Source organism: Pelomicrobium sp. G1 (assembly GCF_051905455.1).
Lineage (GTDB): Bacteria > Pseudomonadota > Gammaproteobacteria > Burkholderiales > UBA6910 > Pelomicrobium.
In genome coordinates this window covers 38,530-55,476 of sequence record NZ_JBQACR010000003.1, presented here as the reverse complement: position 1 = coordinate 55,476, position 16,947 = coordinate 38,530, and the positions used below count along the sequence as shown (strand labels likewise).

Below are 16,947 nucleotides of genomic sequence, written 5' to 3'. Positions count from 1 at the left end.
CTAGAAGACAGCGTTGAGCTTCTCCTTCCTTCAGCCCCGATCGAGCTTTCGGTACTGGATGGCCTCCGCCACGTGGGCGGCGCCGATCCCCTCCGCTCCCGCCAGGTCGGCGATCGTACGGGCCACCTTAAGCACCCGGTGGTAGGCCCGGGCGGAGAGGTTGAGCTGGCCCATGGCCCGGCGCAGCAGGGCCGCCCCTTCCCGCTCGGGCACACAGAAGGCGTCGATCTCCTGCACCGATAGTCGGGCGTTGGGCTTGTCCTGGCGCTGGAGCTGGACCCGGTAGGCCCGCTCTACCCGGGCGCGGATGGCGCGAGAGGGCTCGCCGGTAGGCTGGCCCATGAGTTCCTCTTCGGCCACGGCCGGCACCTCGATCTGCAAATCGATGCGGTCTAGGAGCGGCCCCGAGATGCGGCCCCGGTAGCGGGCCACCTGGTCCGGGGTGCAGCGGCAGCGACCGCTGAAGTGGCCCAGGTAGCCGCAGGGGCAGGGGTTCATAGCGGCCACGAGCTGGAAGACCGCAGGAAAATCCGCCTGGCGCGCCGCACGGGACACGGTCACCCGGCCCGACTCCAGGGGCTCCCGCAGCACCTCCAACACCTTGCGGTCGAACTCGGGCAGCTCGTCCAGGAACAGCACCCCGTGCAGGGCAAGCGAGATTTCCCCTGGCCGCGGGTTGCCGCCGCCTCCCACCAGGGCGACGGCGGAGGCGGTGTGGTGGGGGGCGCGAAACGGCCGGCGTTTCCACGCCGCGGGGGAAAACCCCTGGCTGCCCAGGGACTGGAGGGCCGCCGCCTCCAGGGCCTGGGCGTCGGTCATCTCCGGCAGGATGCCCGGGAGCCGGGCGGCCAGCATGCTCTTGCCGGTGCCCGGGGGCCCCACCATGAGGACGCTGTGGCCCCCCGCCGCGGCGATTTCCAAGGCCCGCTTGGCCGTCCCCTGGCCGCGCACCTCCTGCATGTCCGGGTATTGGGGCTCGGCGGGCTGGGGAGCTGGGAGGGCCCGCTCCAGGGGCTGCTTGCCGTGGAGAAAGGCGCACACCTCCAGGAGGCTCCGGGCGCCGTAGACGAGGGCCTCCCCCACCAGGGCCGCCTCCCGGGCGCTCTCCTGCGGCAGCACGAAGCCGCGCCCATCCCGGGAGGCCCCGTACACCATGGCCAGGGCCCCGCGGATGGAGCGAAGCTCTCCCGTGAGGGCCAGCTCCCCGGCCCATTCCATCCCGGCGAGCCGCTCCCGGGGGACCTGGCCCGAGGCGGCCAGGATGCCTAGGGCGATGGGCAGGTCGAAGCGGCCGCTCTCCTTGGGAAGGTCGGCGGGAGCCAGGTTCACCGTGATGCGGCGGTTGGGAAATTCGAAGCGGCTGTTCTGCAGCGCCGCCCGCACCCGGTCCTTGGCTTCCTTCACCTCGGTCTCGGGCAGGCCCACGATGGTGAAGCCGGGAAGCCCGTTGGCGAGATGCGCCTCCACCGTCACCAAGGGCGCTTCGATTCCAGCGAGCGCCCGGCTGTAGAGCACCGCAACGCTCATCCGCTGCGGGAGTGAGGGCGAAGACCAGGACGCAAGGGGCCCTGCCCCGCGCCGAAGGGGGGTCCGGCAAGACCCGTGCTCACTCCTGCTCCCCCGCCTGGGCCTCCAGCGCCGCCACCCGGCGCTCCAGGGCTTCCAGCTTTTCCCGGGTGCGGGCGAGCACCTCCCGCTGCACGTCGAATTCCTCCCGGGTCACCAGGTCGAGGCGGGCGAAGACGCTCGCCAGCAGGGCTTTCAGGTTTTTCTCCAGGTCCTTCGCCGGGCTCGCCGCCAGCACTTCGCTCACCCTGGAACCGATCTCATCCAGCAGCTCTTTTCTCATCATCTTCGGGATCCCCTTGGAGCGACGACGTGGGCGCAACTATTCCATCACTTGACCCCCTTGTGCAATGCCAGACTCCATCGCCGGATCCGCCGGGGCGACGACCTCCGCGCCTTGGCACCAATATGGTGCAGCAGGGCACAGCGACGCATCGATTCGGTGCATGGCGCAGGCCGATCCTCCCCCACCTTTATGCAAGCCCATGAACCGACGAACGATTTTCCTTTGGCATAAAACCTGCTGAACCGGCGGTGATTTCGTCTAGGCATCCTCCCAACCGCCGAATAGAAAGGAAGGAATCGTCATGCGCAAAGCCCTTGTCGCTGCCGCTACTGCCATCGTATTCACCGCGCCCGGCCTGGCTCTGGCGGAGGACTCTCCCCATTCGTTCACCGGCAACGTAGGGCTGTTCAGCCAATACGTCTTCCGTGGCCTGACCCAGACCAACGAGGATCCGGCCGTGCAGGGGGGGTTCGACTACGCCTACAACTTCGGCCCCGCCAGCCTCTATCTCGGCACCTGGGCGTCCAACATCAGTTGGCTGCGGGACTCCGGCCAATACACGAGCTCCAGCCTGGAGTGGGACTTCTACGGCGGCGTCAAGGGCAATATCGGCGCCACCGACTTCACTTACGACGTCGGCTACCTCTTCTACTACTACCCGGGCGATGTGGCTCCCGGGGGCGTGCGCGGCAATACCCAGGAAGTCTACGGCGCCCTCGGCTGGAAATGGTTCACGGTGAAGTATTCCTATAGCGTCGACAACAAGACGTTCGCGGTTCAAGACAGCCGGGGAACCTGGTACCTGGACCTCTCGGCCAGCGTGCCCCTAGGCGACACTGGCTTCACGGCTTTCGCCCACTGGGGCAAGCAGGAGTACGACGGCACGGATCCGCGCAACGCCGGCGGCGCCTCCAACGACAGTCTCTTCAGCTACGAGGATTGGAAAGTTGGCGTGTCTTATGCGGTGCCCTCGGGGGTGCTCCAGGGCCTGAATATCGGCGCGTACTATACCGACACCAACGCCAACGACGCCGGCTACACCATCAACGGCAAGAACATCGGCGATAGCCAGTTCGTGGTGTACGTGCAAAAGTTTTTCTGATGCAGGCCTGCCGACGGCTTATCCGTTATCACAACCCGCTGGGGGAATGACATGAAATTCGTCACGGCCATCATCAAGCCATTCAAGCTCGACGAGGTGCGGGAGGCTCTGTCCGCCATCGGCGTGCAAGGCATCACGGTCACCGAGGTCAAGGGCTTCGGACGGCAGAAGGGACACACCGAGCTCTATCGCGGTGCGGAGTACGTGGTGGACTTTCTGCCCAAGGTGAAGGTGGAAGTCGCCATCAAGTCCGAGCTGCTCGACCAGGTGATCGAGGCCATCGAGAAATCGGCCAGCACCGGCAAGATCGGCGACGGTAAGATCTTTGTCTTTGACCTGGAGCAAGTGATCCGCATCCGCACCGGCGAAACCGGCGCGGACGCCCTGTAGGAGAATGTCATGAAGCGACTCATCGCACTCTTCGCCCTGTGCGCCTCCCTGGGGGTGGCAGCGCCGGCTCTCGCGCAGCAGAGCACCGAGGGTGCCGGCGTACCCGCTGCCGCGCAGACAGAAGCCAAGCCGGCGGAAGCGGCACCCGTCACCGCTGCGCCCGTCCCTGCTCCGGCGGCCCCCGCACCAGCGCCGGCCGAAGAGAAGAAACCCACCCTCGACTCGGGCAGCACCGCCTGGATGATCACCGCCACGGTGCTGGTCATCATGATGACGATCCCGGGCCTGGCGCTCTTCTACGGCGGCTTGGTGCGCGCCAAGAACGCGTTGTCCATCCTGATGCAGGTGTTCATCACCTTCTCCCTGGTGTCGGTGCTGTGGGCCCTTTTCGCCTACAGCCTGGCCTTCACCGAGGGGGCGGGTGCGCTCAACAAGGTGATCGGAGGCCTGTCCAAGGCCTTCATGAAGGGCATCACGCCCGAGACCCTGAGTGGGGTGATTCCCGAATACGTCTTCGCTACGTTCCAGATGACCTTCGCCGCCATCACGCCCGCGCTCATCGTCGGGGCGTTTGCCGAACGCATCAAGTTCTCCGCGGTGCTGTGGTTCATGGCGCTATGGCTCGTTTTCTGCTATGCGCCCATCGCCCACATGGTGTGGGGCGGCGGCTGGCTGGCAGACTTGGGCGCCAAGGACTTCGCCGGCGGCACGGTGGTGCACGTCAATGCCGGCATCGCCGGGCTGGTGGGGGCGCTGGTGCTGGGCAAGCGGGTGGGCTACGGGCGCGAGCCCATGCCGCCCCATAACCTGGGGCTCACCATGGTGGGAGCCTCCCTGCTGTGGGTGGGCTGGTTCGGCTTCAACGTGGGCTCGGAGCTGGCCGCCGACGGCATCGCCGGCATGGTGCTCGCCAACACCCAGTTCGCCACCGCCGCCGCGGTGCTCGGCTGGATGTTCGTGGAGTGGATGAGCAAGGGCAAGCCCAGCATGCTGGGCGCCGCCTCCGGCGCCATCGCGGGGCTGGTGGCCATCACCCCGGCGTGCGGATTCGTCGGGCCGATGGGCGCCCTGGTCATCGGGGCGCTGGCCGGCATCATCTGCTACTGGGCGGTGACCAGCCTCAAGCACGCCCTCGGCTATGACGACTCGCTGGATGTCTTCGGCGTCCATGGGGTGGGCGGCATGCTCGGCGCGATCCTGACCGGCGTCTTCATGTCCGCCGGGCTGGGCGGCGTGGGCTATCCGGAAGGCGTGTCCATGGGCGGGCAGGTCATGAAGCAAATCATCGCCACCCTCACCACCATCGTGTGGACCGGCATCCTGAGCTTTGTCATTTACAAGGTGATCGACGCCACCATCGGGCTGCGGGTCACCGAAGAGGAAGAGCGCGAAGGCCTCGACGTCACCTCCCACGGCGAGAAAGCCTACAACTGAGCCATTGATCCTCTGAAGTCGGCCTGGACGGGCGCCTGCGGGCGCCCGTTTTTTTTTGGCGAGCGTCCCCGCGCCGGGCTGGCCCCGGCCGGTTCCGGTAGTAAAATCCTGGTTTTCAGGAAGCTCCCATGAACGTTCCCCGCCTCACCACGGCCCAGTCCGGCCCCCTCCTGGATCTGGAGCGCGCGATCCTCGACGCCATGCCCGCGATCGAGCATTGGCTCCGTGGTCAGTGGCAGGAGCATGCGGCGCCGTTCTACGCCTCCGTGGATCTGCGCAACAGCGGCTTCAAGCTGGCGCCGGTGGACACCAACCTCTTTCCCGGCGGCTTTAACAACCTCAATCCGGACTTCCTGCCCTTGTGCGTGCAGGCGGCGATGGCGGCGGTGGAGAAGATCTGCCCCGAGGCGCGGGGCGTGCTGCTGATCCCCGAGAGCCATACCCGCAACGTCCACTACCTGCAAAACGTGGCCGCCCTCGCCAACATCCTGCGGCTCGCGGGGCTCCACGTGCGCGTGGGAAGCCTGCTGCCGGAGGTAACCGCCCCCAAGACGATCCCCTTACCGGACGGACAGATCCTTACCCTGGAGCCGCTCCAGCGCAAAGGCAACCGCCTGACCGTCGAAGGCTTCGACCCCTGCGCCGTGCTGCTCAACAACGACCTCTCGGCGGGGGTGCCGGAGATCCTCAAGGGGCTAGAGCAGCCGGTGATCCCGCCCCTGGTCGCCGGCTGGAGCACGCGGCGCAAGTCGCGCCATTTCACCGCCTACGAGCGGGTGGCCAAGGAGTTCGCTGGGCTCATCGGCATCGACCCCTGGCTCATCAACCCCTACTTCGCCGCCTGCGGCCAGATCAACTTCAAGGAAAAGCGCGGCGAGGAGTGCCTCGCGGCCTACGTGGACGAGATCCTCAAGGACGTGGGCGAGAAGTACCGGGAGTACGGCATCCGCGAGGCGCCCTTCGCCGTGGTAAAGGCCGACGCCGGCACCTACGGCATGGGCGTGATGATGGTGCGGGACGCCAGCGAGGTGCGGGAGCTCAACCGCAACCAGCGCAAGAAAATGGCGGTGGTCAAGGAAGGGCTGGAAGTGCACGAGGTGCTGGTTCAGGAGGGCGTCTACACCTACGAGAACATCGACGACGCGGTGGCCGAGCCGGTGATCTACATGATCGACCACTTCGTGGTGGGCGGCTTCTACCGGGTGCACACCGCCCGAGGCAAAGACGAGAACCTGAACGCGCCCGGCATGCACTTCGTGCCCCTCGCCTTCGAGACCTCTTGCCTCACCCCCGACTTCACCGGCAGCCCGGACTGCCCGCCCAACCGGTTCTATGCCTACAGCGTGGTGGCGCGGCTCGCCCTGGTGGCGGCGGCGATGGAGTTGGAGCAGTACCTGGCCGAGCCCCAGCTCGCCGCGATCTCCGGCTGAGGCGGGCATGGACCTGCTGTTCATCCTCGACCCCCTCGACAGCCTCAAGACCTACAAGGATTCCTCCTACGCCATGATGCGGGAGGCGGCCGCCCGGGGACATCGCCTCTGGGCCATGGAGCAGGGCGATCTCGCCTGGCGCAACGGCGGCGTGGTGGGCCACGCGAGGCCCCTTTCCCTGACCGATGACCTTCACGACTGGTACCGGGCGGGCGAGGCCGCCGAGACCCCCCTCGAGCGCTTCGACGCGGTGCTCATGCGCAAGGACCCGCCCTTCGACATGGAATACGTTTTCTCCACCTATCTCCTGGAGCTGGCCGAGGCAGCGGGGACCTGGGTGGTGAACCGGCCCCAGGCGCTGCGGGACTTCAACGAAAAGATGGCCTGCGCCCGGTTTCCCCAGTTCATCCCGCCCAGCCTGGTGACCCGCCGGCACGACCTGATCCGCGCTTTCCTGGAAGAGCACGGGGACGTGATTCTGAAACCCCTGGACGGCATGGGGGGCGCCGAGATCTTCCGGGTGCGCCGGGACGACCCCAACTTCAACGTCATCGTGGAGACCCTGACCCGCCACGGCGCCCGCTCGGTGATGGCCCAGCGCTATCTCCCCGACATCGTCAAGGGAGACAAGCGGGTGTTGGTGATCGACGGGGAACCGGTGCCCTACTGCCTCGCCCGCATCCCTCGGCCCGGGGAAACCCGGGGCAACCTGGCGGCGGGGGGCAAAGGCGTGGCCCAGCCCCTCTCGCCCCGGGACCGGGAGATCGCGCAAAGCCTCGGGCCGACCCTCAAGGCCCATGGGCTCCTGCTGGTAGGCCTGGACGTCATCGGCGACTATCTCACCGAGGTGAACGTCACCAGCCCCACCTGCATGGTGGAGATCGCCCAGCAGACGGGTTTCAACGTGGCCGGCATGATGATCGACGCCCTGGAGCGGGGGGCGGCGCTACGGCACGAGCGGCGCGACCGGCCCAAGGAAATCCCATGACGAGCTGCCGGAAAGCGCGCGGGGCCATGGCTTAAGCTTTCGTCCGGCGCTTGTGGCTCGATTGCCTCTTTCCCCGCACCGTTTGCGGTCCCAGCGATTTTGGCGCTTCCCGCTCCTGGCGCTCGCCCTCGCCCTTGGGGGCTGCGGGGGCGAGCCGGTCCACCAGGAGCAGGCCTACGTCTTCGGCACCCTGGTAGAGGTGACCCTGTACGGGGAGCCCGAGCCCCGCGCCCGGGCCCTCGCCCGGGAGGTGTTCCGGGAGTTCCAGCGCCTGCACGACCAGTACCACGCCTGGAAGCCGAGCCGGTTAACCGCCCTCAACGCGGCATTCGCCGCAGGCCCCCAGCCCGTGCCGGTGGAGGAGGAGCTCGCCGGTTTCATCCGGGAGGCGACCGAGCTCTCCCGCCGCTCCGGAGGGCTGTTCAACCCGGCCATCGGCCGCTTGGTGGCGCTGTGGGGCTTCCACGGGGAGACCTTCGAGCCGCGCCTGCCGGAGGCCGGCGCCGTGGCCCGGCTCGTGGCCCAGCGCCCCGCCATGGAAGACATCGTTCTGGCGCAAGGAACCGCGGCGAGCCGCAACCCGGCGGTGCAGCTCGACTTCGGGGGCTACCTCAAGGGCAAGGCCCTGGACCACGCGGCCCGGCTGCTACGGGGGAAAGGGGTGGCCAACGCCCTCATCAACGTGGGGGGCAACGTGCTCGCCCTGGGCCGCCGGGGGGATCGGCCCTGGCGCGTGGGCATCCAGCACCCGCGCAAGCCCGGGCCCATCGCCGTGCTCGATCTCCAGGACGGGGAGGCGATCGGTACCTCCGGCGACTACCAGCGGTATTTCGAGCTGGACGGCCGGCGCTACTGCCATCTCATCGACCCGCGTACCGGCCTGCCGGGGCAAAGCGCCCAATCGGCCACGGTGCTGGCCCCGCCCGGCCCGGACGCCGGAACCTTGTCGGATGCGGCCTCCAAGCCCGTGTTCCTGGCGGGCCTTGAGGGGTTTCCCGCCTCGGCCCGGACCATGGGCACCCCGGCGGCCCTCTTGATCGACGCCCAGGGCGGACTCCATGTCACGCCGGAACTGGAGGCGCGCCTGAGCCTGGTGGACCGGGAAGCCAGGAGCCTGCCCGCGCCGCCTGGGCCGGTGGCTTTGCAGTAAAATCATCTTATTGAACTTGGGGGACAACCCATGGTAGGCATCCTGATCGTCGCCCACGGCACCCTGGGCGAGAGCCTGATCCACTGCGCCAGCCACGTGATGGGCAGCCGCCCGCTGCAGCTCATGCAGGTGGGGGTGACGGTCCACGACGACCCGGAGGCGATCCTGCCCCAGGCGCTCAAGCTGGTGAAGCAACTGGACCAGGGGGACGGGGTGCTGGTGCTCTCGGACATCTGCGGCGGAACGCCGTGCAACATCGCCTGCCGTTTGAGGGTGCCAGGGCGCGTGGAAGTGGTGGCCGGGGTGAGCCTGCCCATGCTGATCCGCGCCCTCACCTACCGCAACGAGCCGCTCGCCACGGTGATCGCCAAGGCGCTTTCCGGCGGCATCGAAGGCGTCATGCATCTTGCGGCGAGCGACCCCCAGCGGAATGTTGCGACGGGACGTTGAGATCATCAACAAGCTGGGCCTCCACGCCCGGGCTTCCGCCAAGCTCAGCCAGCTCGCCTCCCAGTACCGGAGCGACGTATGGCTCTCCCGGGACGGGCGGCGGGTCAACGCCAAGAGCATCATGGGGGTCATGATGCTGGCGGCGGGGAAAGGCTCCCGCATCGTGATCGAGACCGAAGGTCCCGACGAGGAAGAAGCGATGCAGGCCCTGATCGCCTTGATCGGCGACTATTTCGGCGAGGGGGAATAGCCCGCCGCCCCAACCGGACCCTTCTGCCATGAGCTTCACCTTGCACGGCACGGGCGCCTCCCCCGGCATCGCCATCGGCCGCGCCCACCTCGCCTCCCAGGCCAGCCTGGAGGTGGCCCATTACGTGCTGCCCGAGTCCCGCATCCCCGACGAGGTGGCCCGCTTCAAGGCGGCGGTGAAGGCGGCCCGCAACGAGATCATCGCCCAGCGGGAAAGCCTGCCGCCCAACGCGCCAGCGGAGCTGGAAGCGTTCCTCAACGTCCATCTCATGATCCTGGAGGACGAGATCCTGTCCCGGGCGCCGATCCAGCGCATCCGCACCGAGCAGTGCAACGCCGAATGGGCCCTACGAATGCAGATGGACGCCCTCGTCGCCCAGTTCGACGAGATGGAGAACGAGTACCTGCGCGAGCGCAAGAACGACGTGGTGCAGGTGGTGGAGCGGATCATAAAGGCCCTGCTAGGGCATCCGCCCGCCGCCGTCCCCGCACCCGCCGCCGGCGAGCCCGTGATCCTGGTGGCGCGGGACCTCTCCCCCGCGGACGTGATGATCTACAAGCACCACCAGTTCGCCGCCTTCGTCACCGACCTGGGCGGCGCGACCTCCCACACCGCCATCGTCGCCCGCAGCCTGGGCATCCCCTCCATCGTGGCCCTGCGCCACGCGCGCCAGCTCGTCCGGGAAAACGACCTGGTGATCGTGGACGGCGGCGCCGGGGTGGTGGTGGTGAACCCGGACCGGAGCATCCTGGCGGAGTACGAGCTGCGGCGCCACCTGTGGGAGCTGGAACGGCAGAAGCTGAAGCGCCTGAAGAGCGCCAAGGCGGTCACCCTGGACGGGGTGCCGGTGGAACTGCAGGCCAACATCGAGCTGCCCGAGGACGTGGAGCAGGTGAAGGAGAGCGGGGCGAGCGGCATCGGGCTGTTCCGCAGCGAGTTCCTGTTCCTGAACCGCAACGACTTGCCCAGCGAGGACGAGCAGTTCGAAGCCTACCGCCGGGTGGTGCGCCAGATGAAGGGGCTGCCGGTCACGATCCGCACTCTAGACCTGGGAGCCGACAAGCAACTGAACGGGGCCCAGCGCTTCAGCGCCAATCCGGCCCTGGGTCTGCGGGCCATCCGGCTGTGCCTCGCCGAGCCGCACATGTTCCGCACCCAGTTGCGGGCGATCCTGCGGGCCTCCCATTACGGGCGGGTGCGCATCCTGCTGCCCATGCTCTCCAGTCTCTCCGAGCTGGTCCAGGCCCTCGCCCTGATCGAGCAGGCCAAGCGGGAGCTGGCCGACGAGCGGGTGAAGTTCGATCCCCAGGTGCCGGTGGGCGGCATGATCGAAGTGCCGGCCGCCGCCCTTATGCTGGAGGCGTTCCTGCGCCGACTTGAGTTCCTGTCCATCGGCACCAACGACCTGATCCAGTACACCCTGGCCATCGACCGTACCGACGAGGCCGTGGCCCACCTCTACGATCCCCTGCACCCGGCGGTGCTGCACCTGGTGGCTCGGGTGATCGGCACCGCCACCCGGGCGGGGGTGCCCGTGGCGGTGTGCGGCGAGATGGCGGGGGACGTGGCGCTTACCCGCCTGCTCTTGGGCTTCGGGTTGCGGGAGTTCTCCATGCACCCGTCCAACATCCTCATGGTCAAGCAGCAGGTGCTGCGCACCGACCTCTCCCGTATCGCCGGGCTCACCCGGAAAATGCTCAAGGCCGAAAGCCACGAAAGGCTGCTCACCCTGCTCGAGCGGCTGAACGCCTAGATGACGCTATAATCGCGCCTCGAATCGAGCGATCGCGCCATCTCCATGTTCGATCCCACTTCGGTCGGCCTGGTCACGCCGCAGAAGGTCCGCTTCGACGAGCCCCTCACCCTCAAGTGCGGGCGCGCGCTGGCGGGCTACGAGCTCGCCTACGAGACCTACGGGGAGCTCAACGCCGAGCGCTCCAACGCGGTGCTGGTGTGCCACGCCCTGTCCGGCAGCCACCACGTGGCGGGTTACCACTCCGACGACCGCAAGAGCGCCGGCTGGTGGGAAAACATGGTGGGCCCGGGCAAGCCCATCGACACCCGCCGCTTCTTCGTCGTGGGCGTCAACAACCTGGGCGGCTGCCACGGCTCCACCGGGCCGGCTAGCATCAACCCGGAGACGGGCAAGCCCTACGGCGCCTCCTTTCCCATCGTCACCGTGGAGGACTGGGTGGCCTCCCAGGCCCGGTTCGCCGATTACCTGGGCATCGAGCAGTGGGCCGCGGTGGTGGGAGGGAGCTTGGGCGGCATGCAGGCGCTGCAGTGGGCCATCGATTTCCCGACCCGGATCCGCCACGCCATCGCCATCGCCGCGGCACCCAAGCTCACCGCCCAGAACATCGCCTTCAACGACGTGGCGCGCCAGGCGATCCTCACCGACCCGGACTTCCATCACGGGGACTTCTATTCCCACGGGGTGGTGCCGCGCTGGGGCCTGCGGCTCGCCCGCATGCTGGGCCACATCACCTACCTCTCCGACGACTCCATGGCGGAGAAATTCGGCCGCGAGCTGCGCGCGGGGGACTACACCTTCGGCTGGGACATCGAGTTCGAGATCGAGTCCTACCTGCGCTACCAGGGCGACAAGTTCGCCAGCCATTTCGACGCCAACACCTACCTGCTGATGACCAAGGCCCTGGACTACTTCGACCCCGCCTATCCCCACGGCGGGGATCTTTCGGCGGCGTTCCGGCCGGCGCGGGCGGCCTTCCTGGTGATCTCCTTCAGCTCCGACTGGCGCTTCGCCCCGGGCCGCTCCCGGGACATCGTCAAGGCGCTGCTGGACAACAAGCTGGACGTGACCTACGCGGAGATCCGCTCGGCCCACGGCCACGATTCCTTCCTCATGGAGGATCCCCACTACCACGCGCTCATGCGGGCGTACATGGAGAACATCGACCTGGGAGGCGGTCGATGAAGGAGCCCAGGCTGCCCGCCGCCATCGATCCCGCCGTCGCCCAGCTCGCCGCGGCGCGGCCGGACTTCCAGGCCATCGCCCGCTGGATCAAGCCCGGCGCCCAGGTGCTGGACCTGGGCTGCGGGGACGGGTCGCTGCTGCGCTACCTGCGGGAGACCCGCAGCGCCCACGGCTACGGGGTGGAGATCAACGACGAAGGCGTGCTCGCCTGCGTGAGGAACCGGGTCAACGTGATCCAGGCGGACCTGGAGTCGGGGCTTTCGGGTTTCGAGTCCGGTTCCTTCGATTATGTGATCCTGTCCCAGACCCTGCAGGCCATGCGCCACACCGAGCGCATCGTGCGCGAAATGGTGCGAGTGGGACGCGAGGCCATCGTCTCGTTTCCCAACTTCGGCTACTGGCGCCACCGGGTGCAGGTGCTGATGGGGCGCATGCCCGTGTCCAAGAGCCTGCCGTACCAGTGGTTCAACACGCCCAACGTGCACCTGTGCACCCTCAAGGATTTCGAATGGTTCTGCGATCAGCACGGGGTGCGGATCCTGGAGCGCATGGTGCTCGGCAACGGGTCCACGGTGACCTGGTTCCCCAACTTGCTCGGCTCCATCGCGGTCTACCGGGTCGAGCAGCTCCGGTGAAGCTTCATGTCACCCGGAATGGCGCCACGAATCGACCCGAGCGCCGGGAACGAAAATGAGAAAGAGGCGCTGGTCTTGCCTTCCCCGACCCGGGCCCATCAAAATGACGAAACGGGCATAATGCCGTTCGTATCCACCCGGCAGCCGGAGAAAAATATGGCTCCAGGCCATCTCAAGGGGCTCTCCCCATGAAAGCATGGAAATTCGTCTTTGGGCTGGCGGCGCTGCTGCTGCCCCTCGGCGGCGTCGCCGAGCTGTCCAAGAAGTTCGGCGACTACGAGATCCATTACAACGCCCTCGTCACCGAAGATCTCGCGCCGGAGGTGGCCCGGGCCTACGGCATTACCCGCAGCCGCAACGCCGGCATGCTGACCGTGGCGGTGCTGAAGCGGGACGCGAGCGGTGCGCTCCAGCCGGTGGCCGCCGAGGTCAAGGCGACCGTGGTCACCCTGACCGCCCGGCTCACCACCCTGGAGCTCAAGGAAGTGCGGGAAGGCGGCGCCATCTACTACATCGGCGAATACCGCCTGTCCCGGCCCGAGACCCTGCGCTTCAGCCTGCAGATCCAGCCCCGGGGCGAGCCGCGCCGCTTCGACCTCCAGTTTCAGCGCACCTTCGACTGAGGAGGGGGAGGGGCGAAGGCCGTCCGACGCCGCTCGCTGCGAGCGGCGAGCCACACCAGCAGCAAGACTGGCAGGCCGATCAGGGCGGTCCCGACGAAGAAGCTTTCGTAGCCGAAGCGGTCCACCGCCAGCCCCGAGAAGCCCGCCAGGACCTTGGGCAGGAGCAGCATGACGGAGCTGAACAGGGCGTACTGGGTGGCGGAGTAGGCCACGTTGGTCAGCCCCGAAAGATAGGCGACGAAAGCGGCGCTGGCGATCCCGGCGCTTAAGTTGTCGGCGGAAATCGCCAGGATCAGCCCCGGCAGGTTGTGCCCCTGGGTGGCGAGCCAGGCGAACAGGAGGTTGGTGGCGGCGGAAAGGGCGGCGCCCAGGAACAGGATGCGCATCACCCCGAGGCGCAGGCTCAGCACCCCGCCGATGGCCGCCCCCACGATGGTCATGACGACCCCGTAGACTTTGGACACGGCGGCCACTTCGTCCTTGGTGTAGCCCATGTCCACGTAGAACGGGTTGGCCATCACCCCCATCACCACGTCCGAGATCCGGTAGGTGGCGATCAAGGCCAGGATCAGCAGGGCCTGCCAGCGGTAGCGCAGCAGGAAATCCAGGAACGGGCTCACCACCGCGCTGTAGCCCCAGGCGAGCAGGTCCGCGAGCCCCTTGGGCAAGAGGCCGCTGCCGTGGAGGCGGGCGCTCACCCGGGCTTCCCGCTCCAGGGTCTCCCGGGACACCGCCACCCGCGGCTCCGCGGAGTAGAGCACCGTGACCATCCCCACCCCCATGAAGCCGGCCATCGCCAAGTAGGCGACGGTCCAGGGCAACGCTTCGTAGGTTGCCTCGCTCGGATCGAAGCGCGCTGCGATCCACAGGGCCCCGGCGGAAGCGAGGATCACGGCCAGCCGGTAGCCCGCCTGGTAGGCGGCGGCCATGGCGCCCTGCAGCTCGGGCGGGGCGGATTCGATGCGGAAGGCGTCGATGGCGATGTCCTGGGTGGCGGAGGCGAAGGCGGTGAGCAGGGCGAAGGCCACCAGCCGCTCCAGGTGGGTGGCCGGATCGGAGAAGGCCATGCCCGTAAGGCCCACGACAACGGCGAGCTGGGCCGCGAGCAGCCAGCTCCGGCGCCGCCCGAGCCGGTGGGTGAGCCAGGGCAACCGCAGGCGATCCACCAGGGGCGCCCAAGCCCACTTGAGCCCATAGGCGAGGGCCACCCAACTCAGGAACCCGATGGTGGTGCGGTCCACCCCCGCTTCCCGCAGCCAGAAAGAAAGGGTCCCCAGGGTGAGCAGCAGGGGCAGCCCCGAGGAGAAGCCCAGGAGCAGCATGCGCGCCACCCGGGGCTCCAGGTACACGCCCAGGGCCGCGAGCCAGGGGTGCGATGAGCGGTCGATGGGCAAGGGAGGCGCGGCGAAGGCCTGAAATCAGCGCCCGGGCAGGGTCAGGTCGTAGTCGATCACCAGGGGCGCGTGGTCGGAGAAGCGCTCGCCCTTGTAAACGAAGGCCCGCCGGGCGAGCTGGGCCACTTTCGGCGTGGCGATCTGGTAGTCGATACGCCATCCCACGTTCTTCTCCCACGCCCGGCCCCGGTTGGACCACCAGGTATAGGCCTCCCCGGTCGCGTCCGGGTAGAGCCGGCGATAGACGTCCACCCATCCCAACTCATCGAAGACCCGGCTCAACCAGGCGCGCTCCTCCGGCAGGAAGCCCGAGTTCTTCTGGTTGGAGCGCCAGTTCTTGAGATCGATCTCCTTGTGGGCGATGTTGATGTCGCCGCAGAGGATGTACTCGCGCCCGCTTTTGGCCAGCTTGGCGAGCACCGGAAAGAAGCGGTCCATGAAGCTGAACTTGGCCGCCTGCCGCTCCGGCCCGGCCGAGCCCGAAGGCACGTACAGGGACACGATGGAAAGGGCACCGTAGCGGGCCTCCAGGTAGCGGCCCTCCGCGTCGATGTCGGGAATGCCCAGGCCTTCTACCACGCGGTCGGGAGGATGCTTGCAGTACATGCCCACGCCGCTGTAGCCCCGCCGCTGGGAGAAGTGGAAGTGTCCCTGCATCCGGTCCGGCCGCACCATCTCCGGAGTGAGATCGTCCGCCAAAGCCTTCAACTCCTGCACGCAGGCCACGTGGGCCCGCTGGGCGGGCAGCCACTGGAAGAATCCCTTGGCCGCCGCCGAGCGGATGCCGTTCAGGTTGAGGGTGATGATCCGCAACACGCCGATACTGGAAAAAAAGCGCCGGGCCGCTTAAATTGTCGGCTGTCCGCTCAAACCGCCGCCCCGAGCCCTTCTCGTTCCCTATGCCCTCGCTTGGCCATCGCCCGGCTCTTTCCCCATGACCGATTTCCGCCGGCAGTTCGTCCAGTTCGCCATCGCCCGCGGCGCGCTGCGCTTCGGCGAGTTCCGGACCAAGGCGGGACGCGTGTCCCCCTACTTCTTCAACGCGGGCCTGTTCAACGACGGCGCTTCCCTCAGGGCGCTGGCGCAATTTTACGCGAAAGCCATCCGCGCGAGCGGGATCGCCTTCGACATGCTGTTCGGGCCCGCCTACAAGGGCATTCCCCTGGTCACCGCCACCGCCGTGGCCCTGGCCGAGGAGGGCTTGAACTGCCCCTTCTGCTTCGACCGCAAGGAGCCCAAGGACCACGGGGAAGGCGGCGCCACCATCGGCGCCCCCCTCCAGGGCCGGGTGCTGATCGTGGACGATGTGATCTCCGCCGGCACCTCGGTGCGGGGGGCGGTGGAACTGATCCGCGCCGCCGGCGCCATCCCCTGCGGCGTGGTGATCGCCCTGGACCGGATGGAACGGGGCCTCGGGTCCCGGTCCGCCGCGGAGGAAGTGCGGCAGGCCTACGGCATCCCGGTGATCAGCATCGCCACGCTGGACGACGTGATCGCCCACCTGGAAACCCAGGAGTCACTGGCACAGCGCTTGCTTGAGATTCGCCGTTACCGGGAAACCTTCGGCGCGCGCCCTTGAGAACGCCCGCGCTGCCCGGATGTGCAACGGCTCACAGGGTTTTGCCCTATGTCTGACCGATCTATACCCACCGGACACCCAGCGGCAACGTCGGCCAGGGGACGGCACGCCCTCTTCTGGCTGTGCGGCCTCGCGGCGCTTACCGCCGCGGCCTTCCCCTCCCCGGCTGACGCCAGGATGTACAAGTGCACCGATCCCCAGGGCCGGGTCTATTACACCGATAGGCTCACCCCGGACTGCGTGCAGCAGGGCCTCCAGGAGATGAACAAGCGCGGCATCGTGGTGCGGGAGTACGAAGCGGGGCAGGTTCCGGGGGGGAAGCCGGTCAAGCGGGAAGAACCGAGAACGAGCCCGGAACAGGAGCGGGAGGCGATGGAGCGGGAGCGCCGGGACCGGGCCCTGCTCGCCACTTACGCCAGCGAGCGGGAAATCGATCTCGCCCGGGACCGCAACCTGAAGCAGGCGGAACTCGCCATCGCGAGCTTGAAGGCCCGGGAAAAGAGCGCCGCCGAGAAAGTCGGCAAGTTGAAAGCGGACGCGGATAAGTTCGCCGGGCGCGGGAAGCCCGTGCCCGAGTGGCTCAGCGAAGAGCTGGCCCACGCCGAGCGGGAACTCAGCGCCCTTAAGGCCCAGGTGGCCGCGAAGGAGGGCGAGATGGACGCCATCCGGGCCCGCTTCGAGGCGGACAAGGCGCGCTACCGGGAGCTGAAGGGCCGCTGAGCCGCCCCGCGG

The 16,947-nt window shown here is 67.8% G+C and carries 18 protein-coding genes; 14 read left to right on the top strand and 4 right to left on the bottom strand.

The features are described 5' to 3' along the window. Positions 1-30: 30 nt before the first annotated feature. The gene (locus ACTFO6_RS03955; protein ID WP_439933152.1) at positions 31-1,527 is read right to left on the bottom strand and encodes a YifB family Mg chelatase-like AAA ATPase; all 1,497 of its coding nucleotides are present in this window, start codon (positions 1,525-1,527) and stop codon (positions 31-33) included. 79 nt (positions 1,528-1,606) lie between these two features. After that, entirely contained in the window at positions 1,607-1,852 is a 246-nt protein-coding gene (locus ACTFO6_RS03950; RefSeq protein WP_439933151.1) for an accessory factor UbiK family protein, read from the bottom strand. A 301-nt stretch (positions 1,853-2,153) separates the two neighbouring features. On the opposite strand from ACTFO6_RS03950, the gene ACTFO6_RS03945 reads away from it, so the two are divergent. The 12 genes from ACTFO6_RS03945 to ACTFO6_RS03890 all read left to right on the top strand — a co-directional run bounded on the left by ACTFO6_RS03945 (position 2,154) and on the right by ACTFO6_RS03890 (position 13,242). Further along, on the top strand, positions 2,154-2,954 hold the full coding sequence (locus ACTFO6_RS03945) for a TorF family putative porin (RefSeq protein ID WP_439933150.1): 801 nt from the start codon (positions 2,154-2,156) through the stop codon (positions 2,952-2,954). 51 nt (positions 2,955-3,005) lie between these two features. Continuing rightward, positions 3,006-3,344, top strand: coding sequence for a P-II family nitrogen regulator (glnK, locus tag ACTFO6_RS03940; RefSeq protein WP_147799005.1), 339 nt, complete (start codon positions 3,006-3,008; stop codon positions 3,342-3,344). Between the two features lie 9 nt (positions 3,345-3,353). Then, positions 3,354-4,778 (top strand): ammonium transporter, encoded by a 1,425-nt coding sequence (locus ACTFO6_RS03935; protein WP_439933149.1) that lies wholly within the window; start codon positions 3,354-3,356, stop codon positions 4,776-4,778. Positions 4,779-4,906: 128 nt separating this feature from the next. Then, positions 4,907-6,208, top strand: a complete 1,302-nt coding sequence (gene gshA / locus ACTFO6_RS03930; RefSeq protein WP_439933148.1) for a glutamate--cysteine ligase — start codon at positions 4,907-4,909, stop codon at positions 6,206-6,208. 7 nt (positions 6,209-6,215) lie between these two features. Beyond that, complete coding sequence (gene gshB / locus ACTFO6_RS03925; RefSeq protein WP_439933147.1) at positions 6,216-7,196, top strand: glutathione synthase; 981 nt, start codon at positions 6,216-6,218, stop codon at positions 7,194-7,196. A gap of 82 nt (positions 7,197-7,278) precedes the next feature. Continuing rightward, a complete protein-coding gene (locus ACTFO6_RS03920) occupies positions 7,279-8,346 on the top strand; it encodes an FAD:protein FMN transferase (RefSeq protein WP_439933146.1) in 1,068 nt (355 codons plus the stop codon). Between the two features lie 30 nt (positions 8,347-8,376). After that, positions 8,377-8,796: a PTS sugar transporter subunit IIA gene (locus ACTFO6_RS03915; RefSeq protein ID WP_439933145.1), complete on the top strand. Its 420-nt coding sequence runs from the start codon at positions 8,377-8,379 to the stop codon at positions 8,794-8,796. Further along, on the top strand, positions 8,777-9,046 hold the full coding sequence (locus ACTFO6_RS03910) for an HPr family phosphocarrier protein (RefSeq protein WP_439933144.1): 270 nt from the start codon (positions 8,777-8,779) through the stop codon (positions 9,044-9,046). The genes ACTFO6_RS03915 and ACTFO6_RS03910 overlap by 20 nt, the downstream gene beginning before the upstream one ends. Positions 9,047-9,074: 28 nt before the next feature. Then, positions 9,075-10,799, top strand: a complete 1,725-nt coding sequence (ptsP, locus tag ACTFO6_RS03905) for a phosphoenolpyruvate--protein phosphotransferase (RefSeq protein ID WP_439933143.1) — start codon at positions 9,075-9,077, stop codon at positions 10,797-10,799. A gap of 45 nt (positions 10,800-10,844) precedes the next feature. Next, on the top strand, positions 10,845-11,984 hold the full coding sequence (gene metX, locus ACTFO6_RS03900) for a homoserine O-succinyltransferase MetX (RefSeq protein WP_439933142.1): 1,140 nt from the start codon (positions 10,845-10,847) through the stop codon (positions 11,982-11,984). Beyond that, positions 11,981-12,619 (top strand): methionine biosynthesis protein MetW, encoded by a 639-nt coding sequence (metW, locus tag ACTFO6_RS03895; RefSeq protein ID WP_439933141.1) that lies wholly within the window; start codon positions 11,981-11,983, stop codon positions 12,617-12,619. Before metX ends, metW begins: the two co-directional genes overlap by 4 nt. 188 nt (positions 12,620-12,807) lie before the next feature. Continuing rightward, entirely contained in the window at positions 12,808-13,242 is a 435-nt protein-coding gene (locus ACTFO6_RS03890) for a DUF4426 domain-containing protein (RefSeq protein WP_439933140.1), read from the top strand. Here ACTFO6_RS03890 and ACTFO6_RS03885 read toward each other — a convergent pair. Together ACTFO6_RS03885 and ACTFO6_RS03880 are read right to left on the bottom strand one after the other, a co-directional pair. Then, positions 13,224-14,636 carry an AmpG family muropeptide MFS transporter gene (locus ACTFO6_RS03885; protein ID WP_439933139.1) on the bottom strand — a complete coding sequence of 471 codons (1,413 nt, stop codon included), beginning with the start codon at positions 14,634-14,636 and terminating at the stop codon, positions 13,224-13,226. The two genes, ACTFO6_RS03890 and ACTFO6_RS03885, sit on opposite strands and share 19 nt — an antisense overlap. 24 nt (positions 14,637-14,660) lie before the next feature. Beyond that, positions 14,661-15,452 carry an exodeoxyribonuclease III gene (locus ACTFO6_RS03880; RefSeq protein WP_439933138.1) on the bottom strand — a complete coding sequence of 264 codons (792 nt, stop codon included), beginning with the start codon at positions 15,450-15,452 and terminating at the stop codon, positions 14,661-14,663. A gap of 118 nt (positions 15,453-15,570) precedes the next feature. On the opposite strand from ACTFO6_RS03880, the gene pyrE reads away from it, so the two are divergent. Both pyrE and ACTFO6_RS03870 read left to right on the top strand, forming a co-directional pair. Then, entirely contained in the window at positions 15,571-16,215 is a 645-nt protein-coding gene (pyrE, locus tag ACTFO6_RS03875; RefSeq protein WP_439933137.1) for an orotate phosphoribosyltransferase, read from the top strand. 48 nt (positions 16,216-16,263) lie between these two features. After that, positions 16,264-16,935, top strand: coding sequence for a DUF4124 domain-containing protein (locus ACTFO6_RS03870; RefSeq protein ID WP_439933136.1), 672 nt, complete (start codon positions 16,264-16,266; stop codon positions 16,933-16,935). The last annotated feature ends 12 nt before the right edge of the window (positions 16,936-16,947 follow it).

Bases quoted from the DNA above. Each gene is read 5' to 3' on its own strand.
- ACTFO6_RS03910 (WP_439933144.1), top strand. From the start codon at position 8,777: ATGTTGCGACGGGACGTTGAGATCATCAACAAGCTGGGCCTCCACGCC.
- ACTFO6_RS03890 (WP_439933140.1), top strand. From the start codon at position 12,808: ATGAAAGCATGGAAATTCGTCTTTGGGCTGGCGGCGCTGCTGCTGCCC.
- gshB (WP_439933147.1), top strand. From the start codon at position 6,216: ATGGACCTGCTGTTCATCCTCGACCCCCTCGACAGCCTCAAGACCTAC.
- metW (WP_439933141.1), top strand. From the start codon at position 11,981: ATGAAGGAGCCCAGGCTGCCCGCCGCCATCGATCCCGCCGTCGCCCAG.
- glnK (WP_147799005.1), top strand. From the start codon at position 3,006: ATGAAATTCGTCACGGCCATCATCAAGCCATTCAAGCTCGACGAGGTG.
- ACTFO6_RS03955 (WP_439933152.1), bottom strand. From the start codon at position 1,527: ATGAGCGTTGCGGTGCTCTACAGCCGGGCGCTCGCTGGAATCGAAGCG.
- metX (WP_439933142.1), top strand. From the start codon at position 10,845: ATGTTCGATCCCACTTCGGTCGGCCTGGTCACGCCGCAGAAGGTCCGC.
- pyrE (WP_439933137.1), top strand. From the start codon at position 15,571: ATGACCGATTTCCGCCGGCAGTTCGTCCAGTTCGCCATCGCCCGCGGC.
- ACTFO6_RS03950 (WP_439933151.1), bottom strand. From the start codon at position 1,852: ATGATGAGAAAAGAGCTGCTGGATGAGATCGGTTCCAGGGTGAGCGAA.
- ACTFO6_RS03870 (WP_439933136.1), top strand. From the start codon at position 16,264: ATGTCTGACCGATCTATACCCACCGGACACCCAGCGGCAACGTCGGCC.
- ACTFO6_RS03935 (WP_439933149.1), top strand. From the start codon at position 3,354: ATGAAGCGACTCATCGCACTCTTCGCCCTGTGCGCCTCCCTGGGGGTG.
- gshA (WP_439933148.1), top strand. From the start codon at position 4,907: ATGAACGTTCCCCGCCTCACCACGGCCCAGTCCGGCCCCCTCCTGGAT.
- ptsP (WP_439933143.1), top strand. From the start codon at position 9,075: ATGAGCTTCACCTTGCACGGCACGGGCGCCTCCCCCGGCATCGCCATC.
- ACTFO6_RS03945 (WP_439933150.1), top strand. From the start codon at position 2,154: ATGCGCAAAGCCCTTGTCGCTGCCGCTACTGCCATCGTATTCACCGCG.
- ACTFO6_RS03915 (WP_439933145.1), top strand. From the start codon at position 8,377: ATGGTAGGCATCCTGATCGTCGCCCACGGCACCCTGGGCGAGAGCCTG.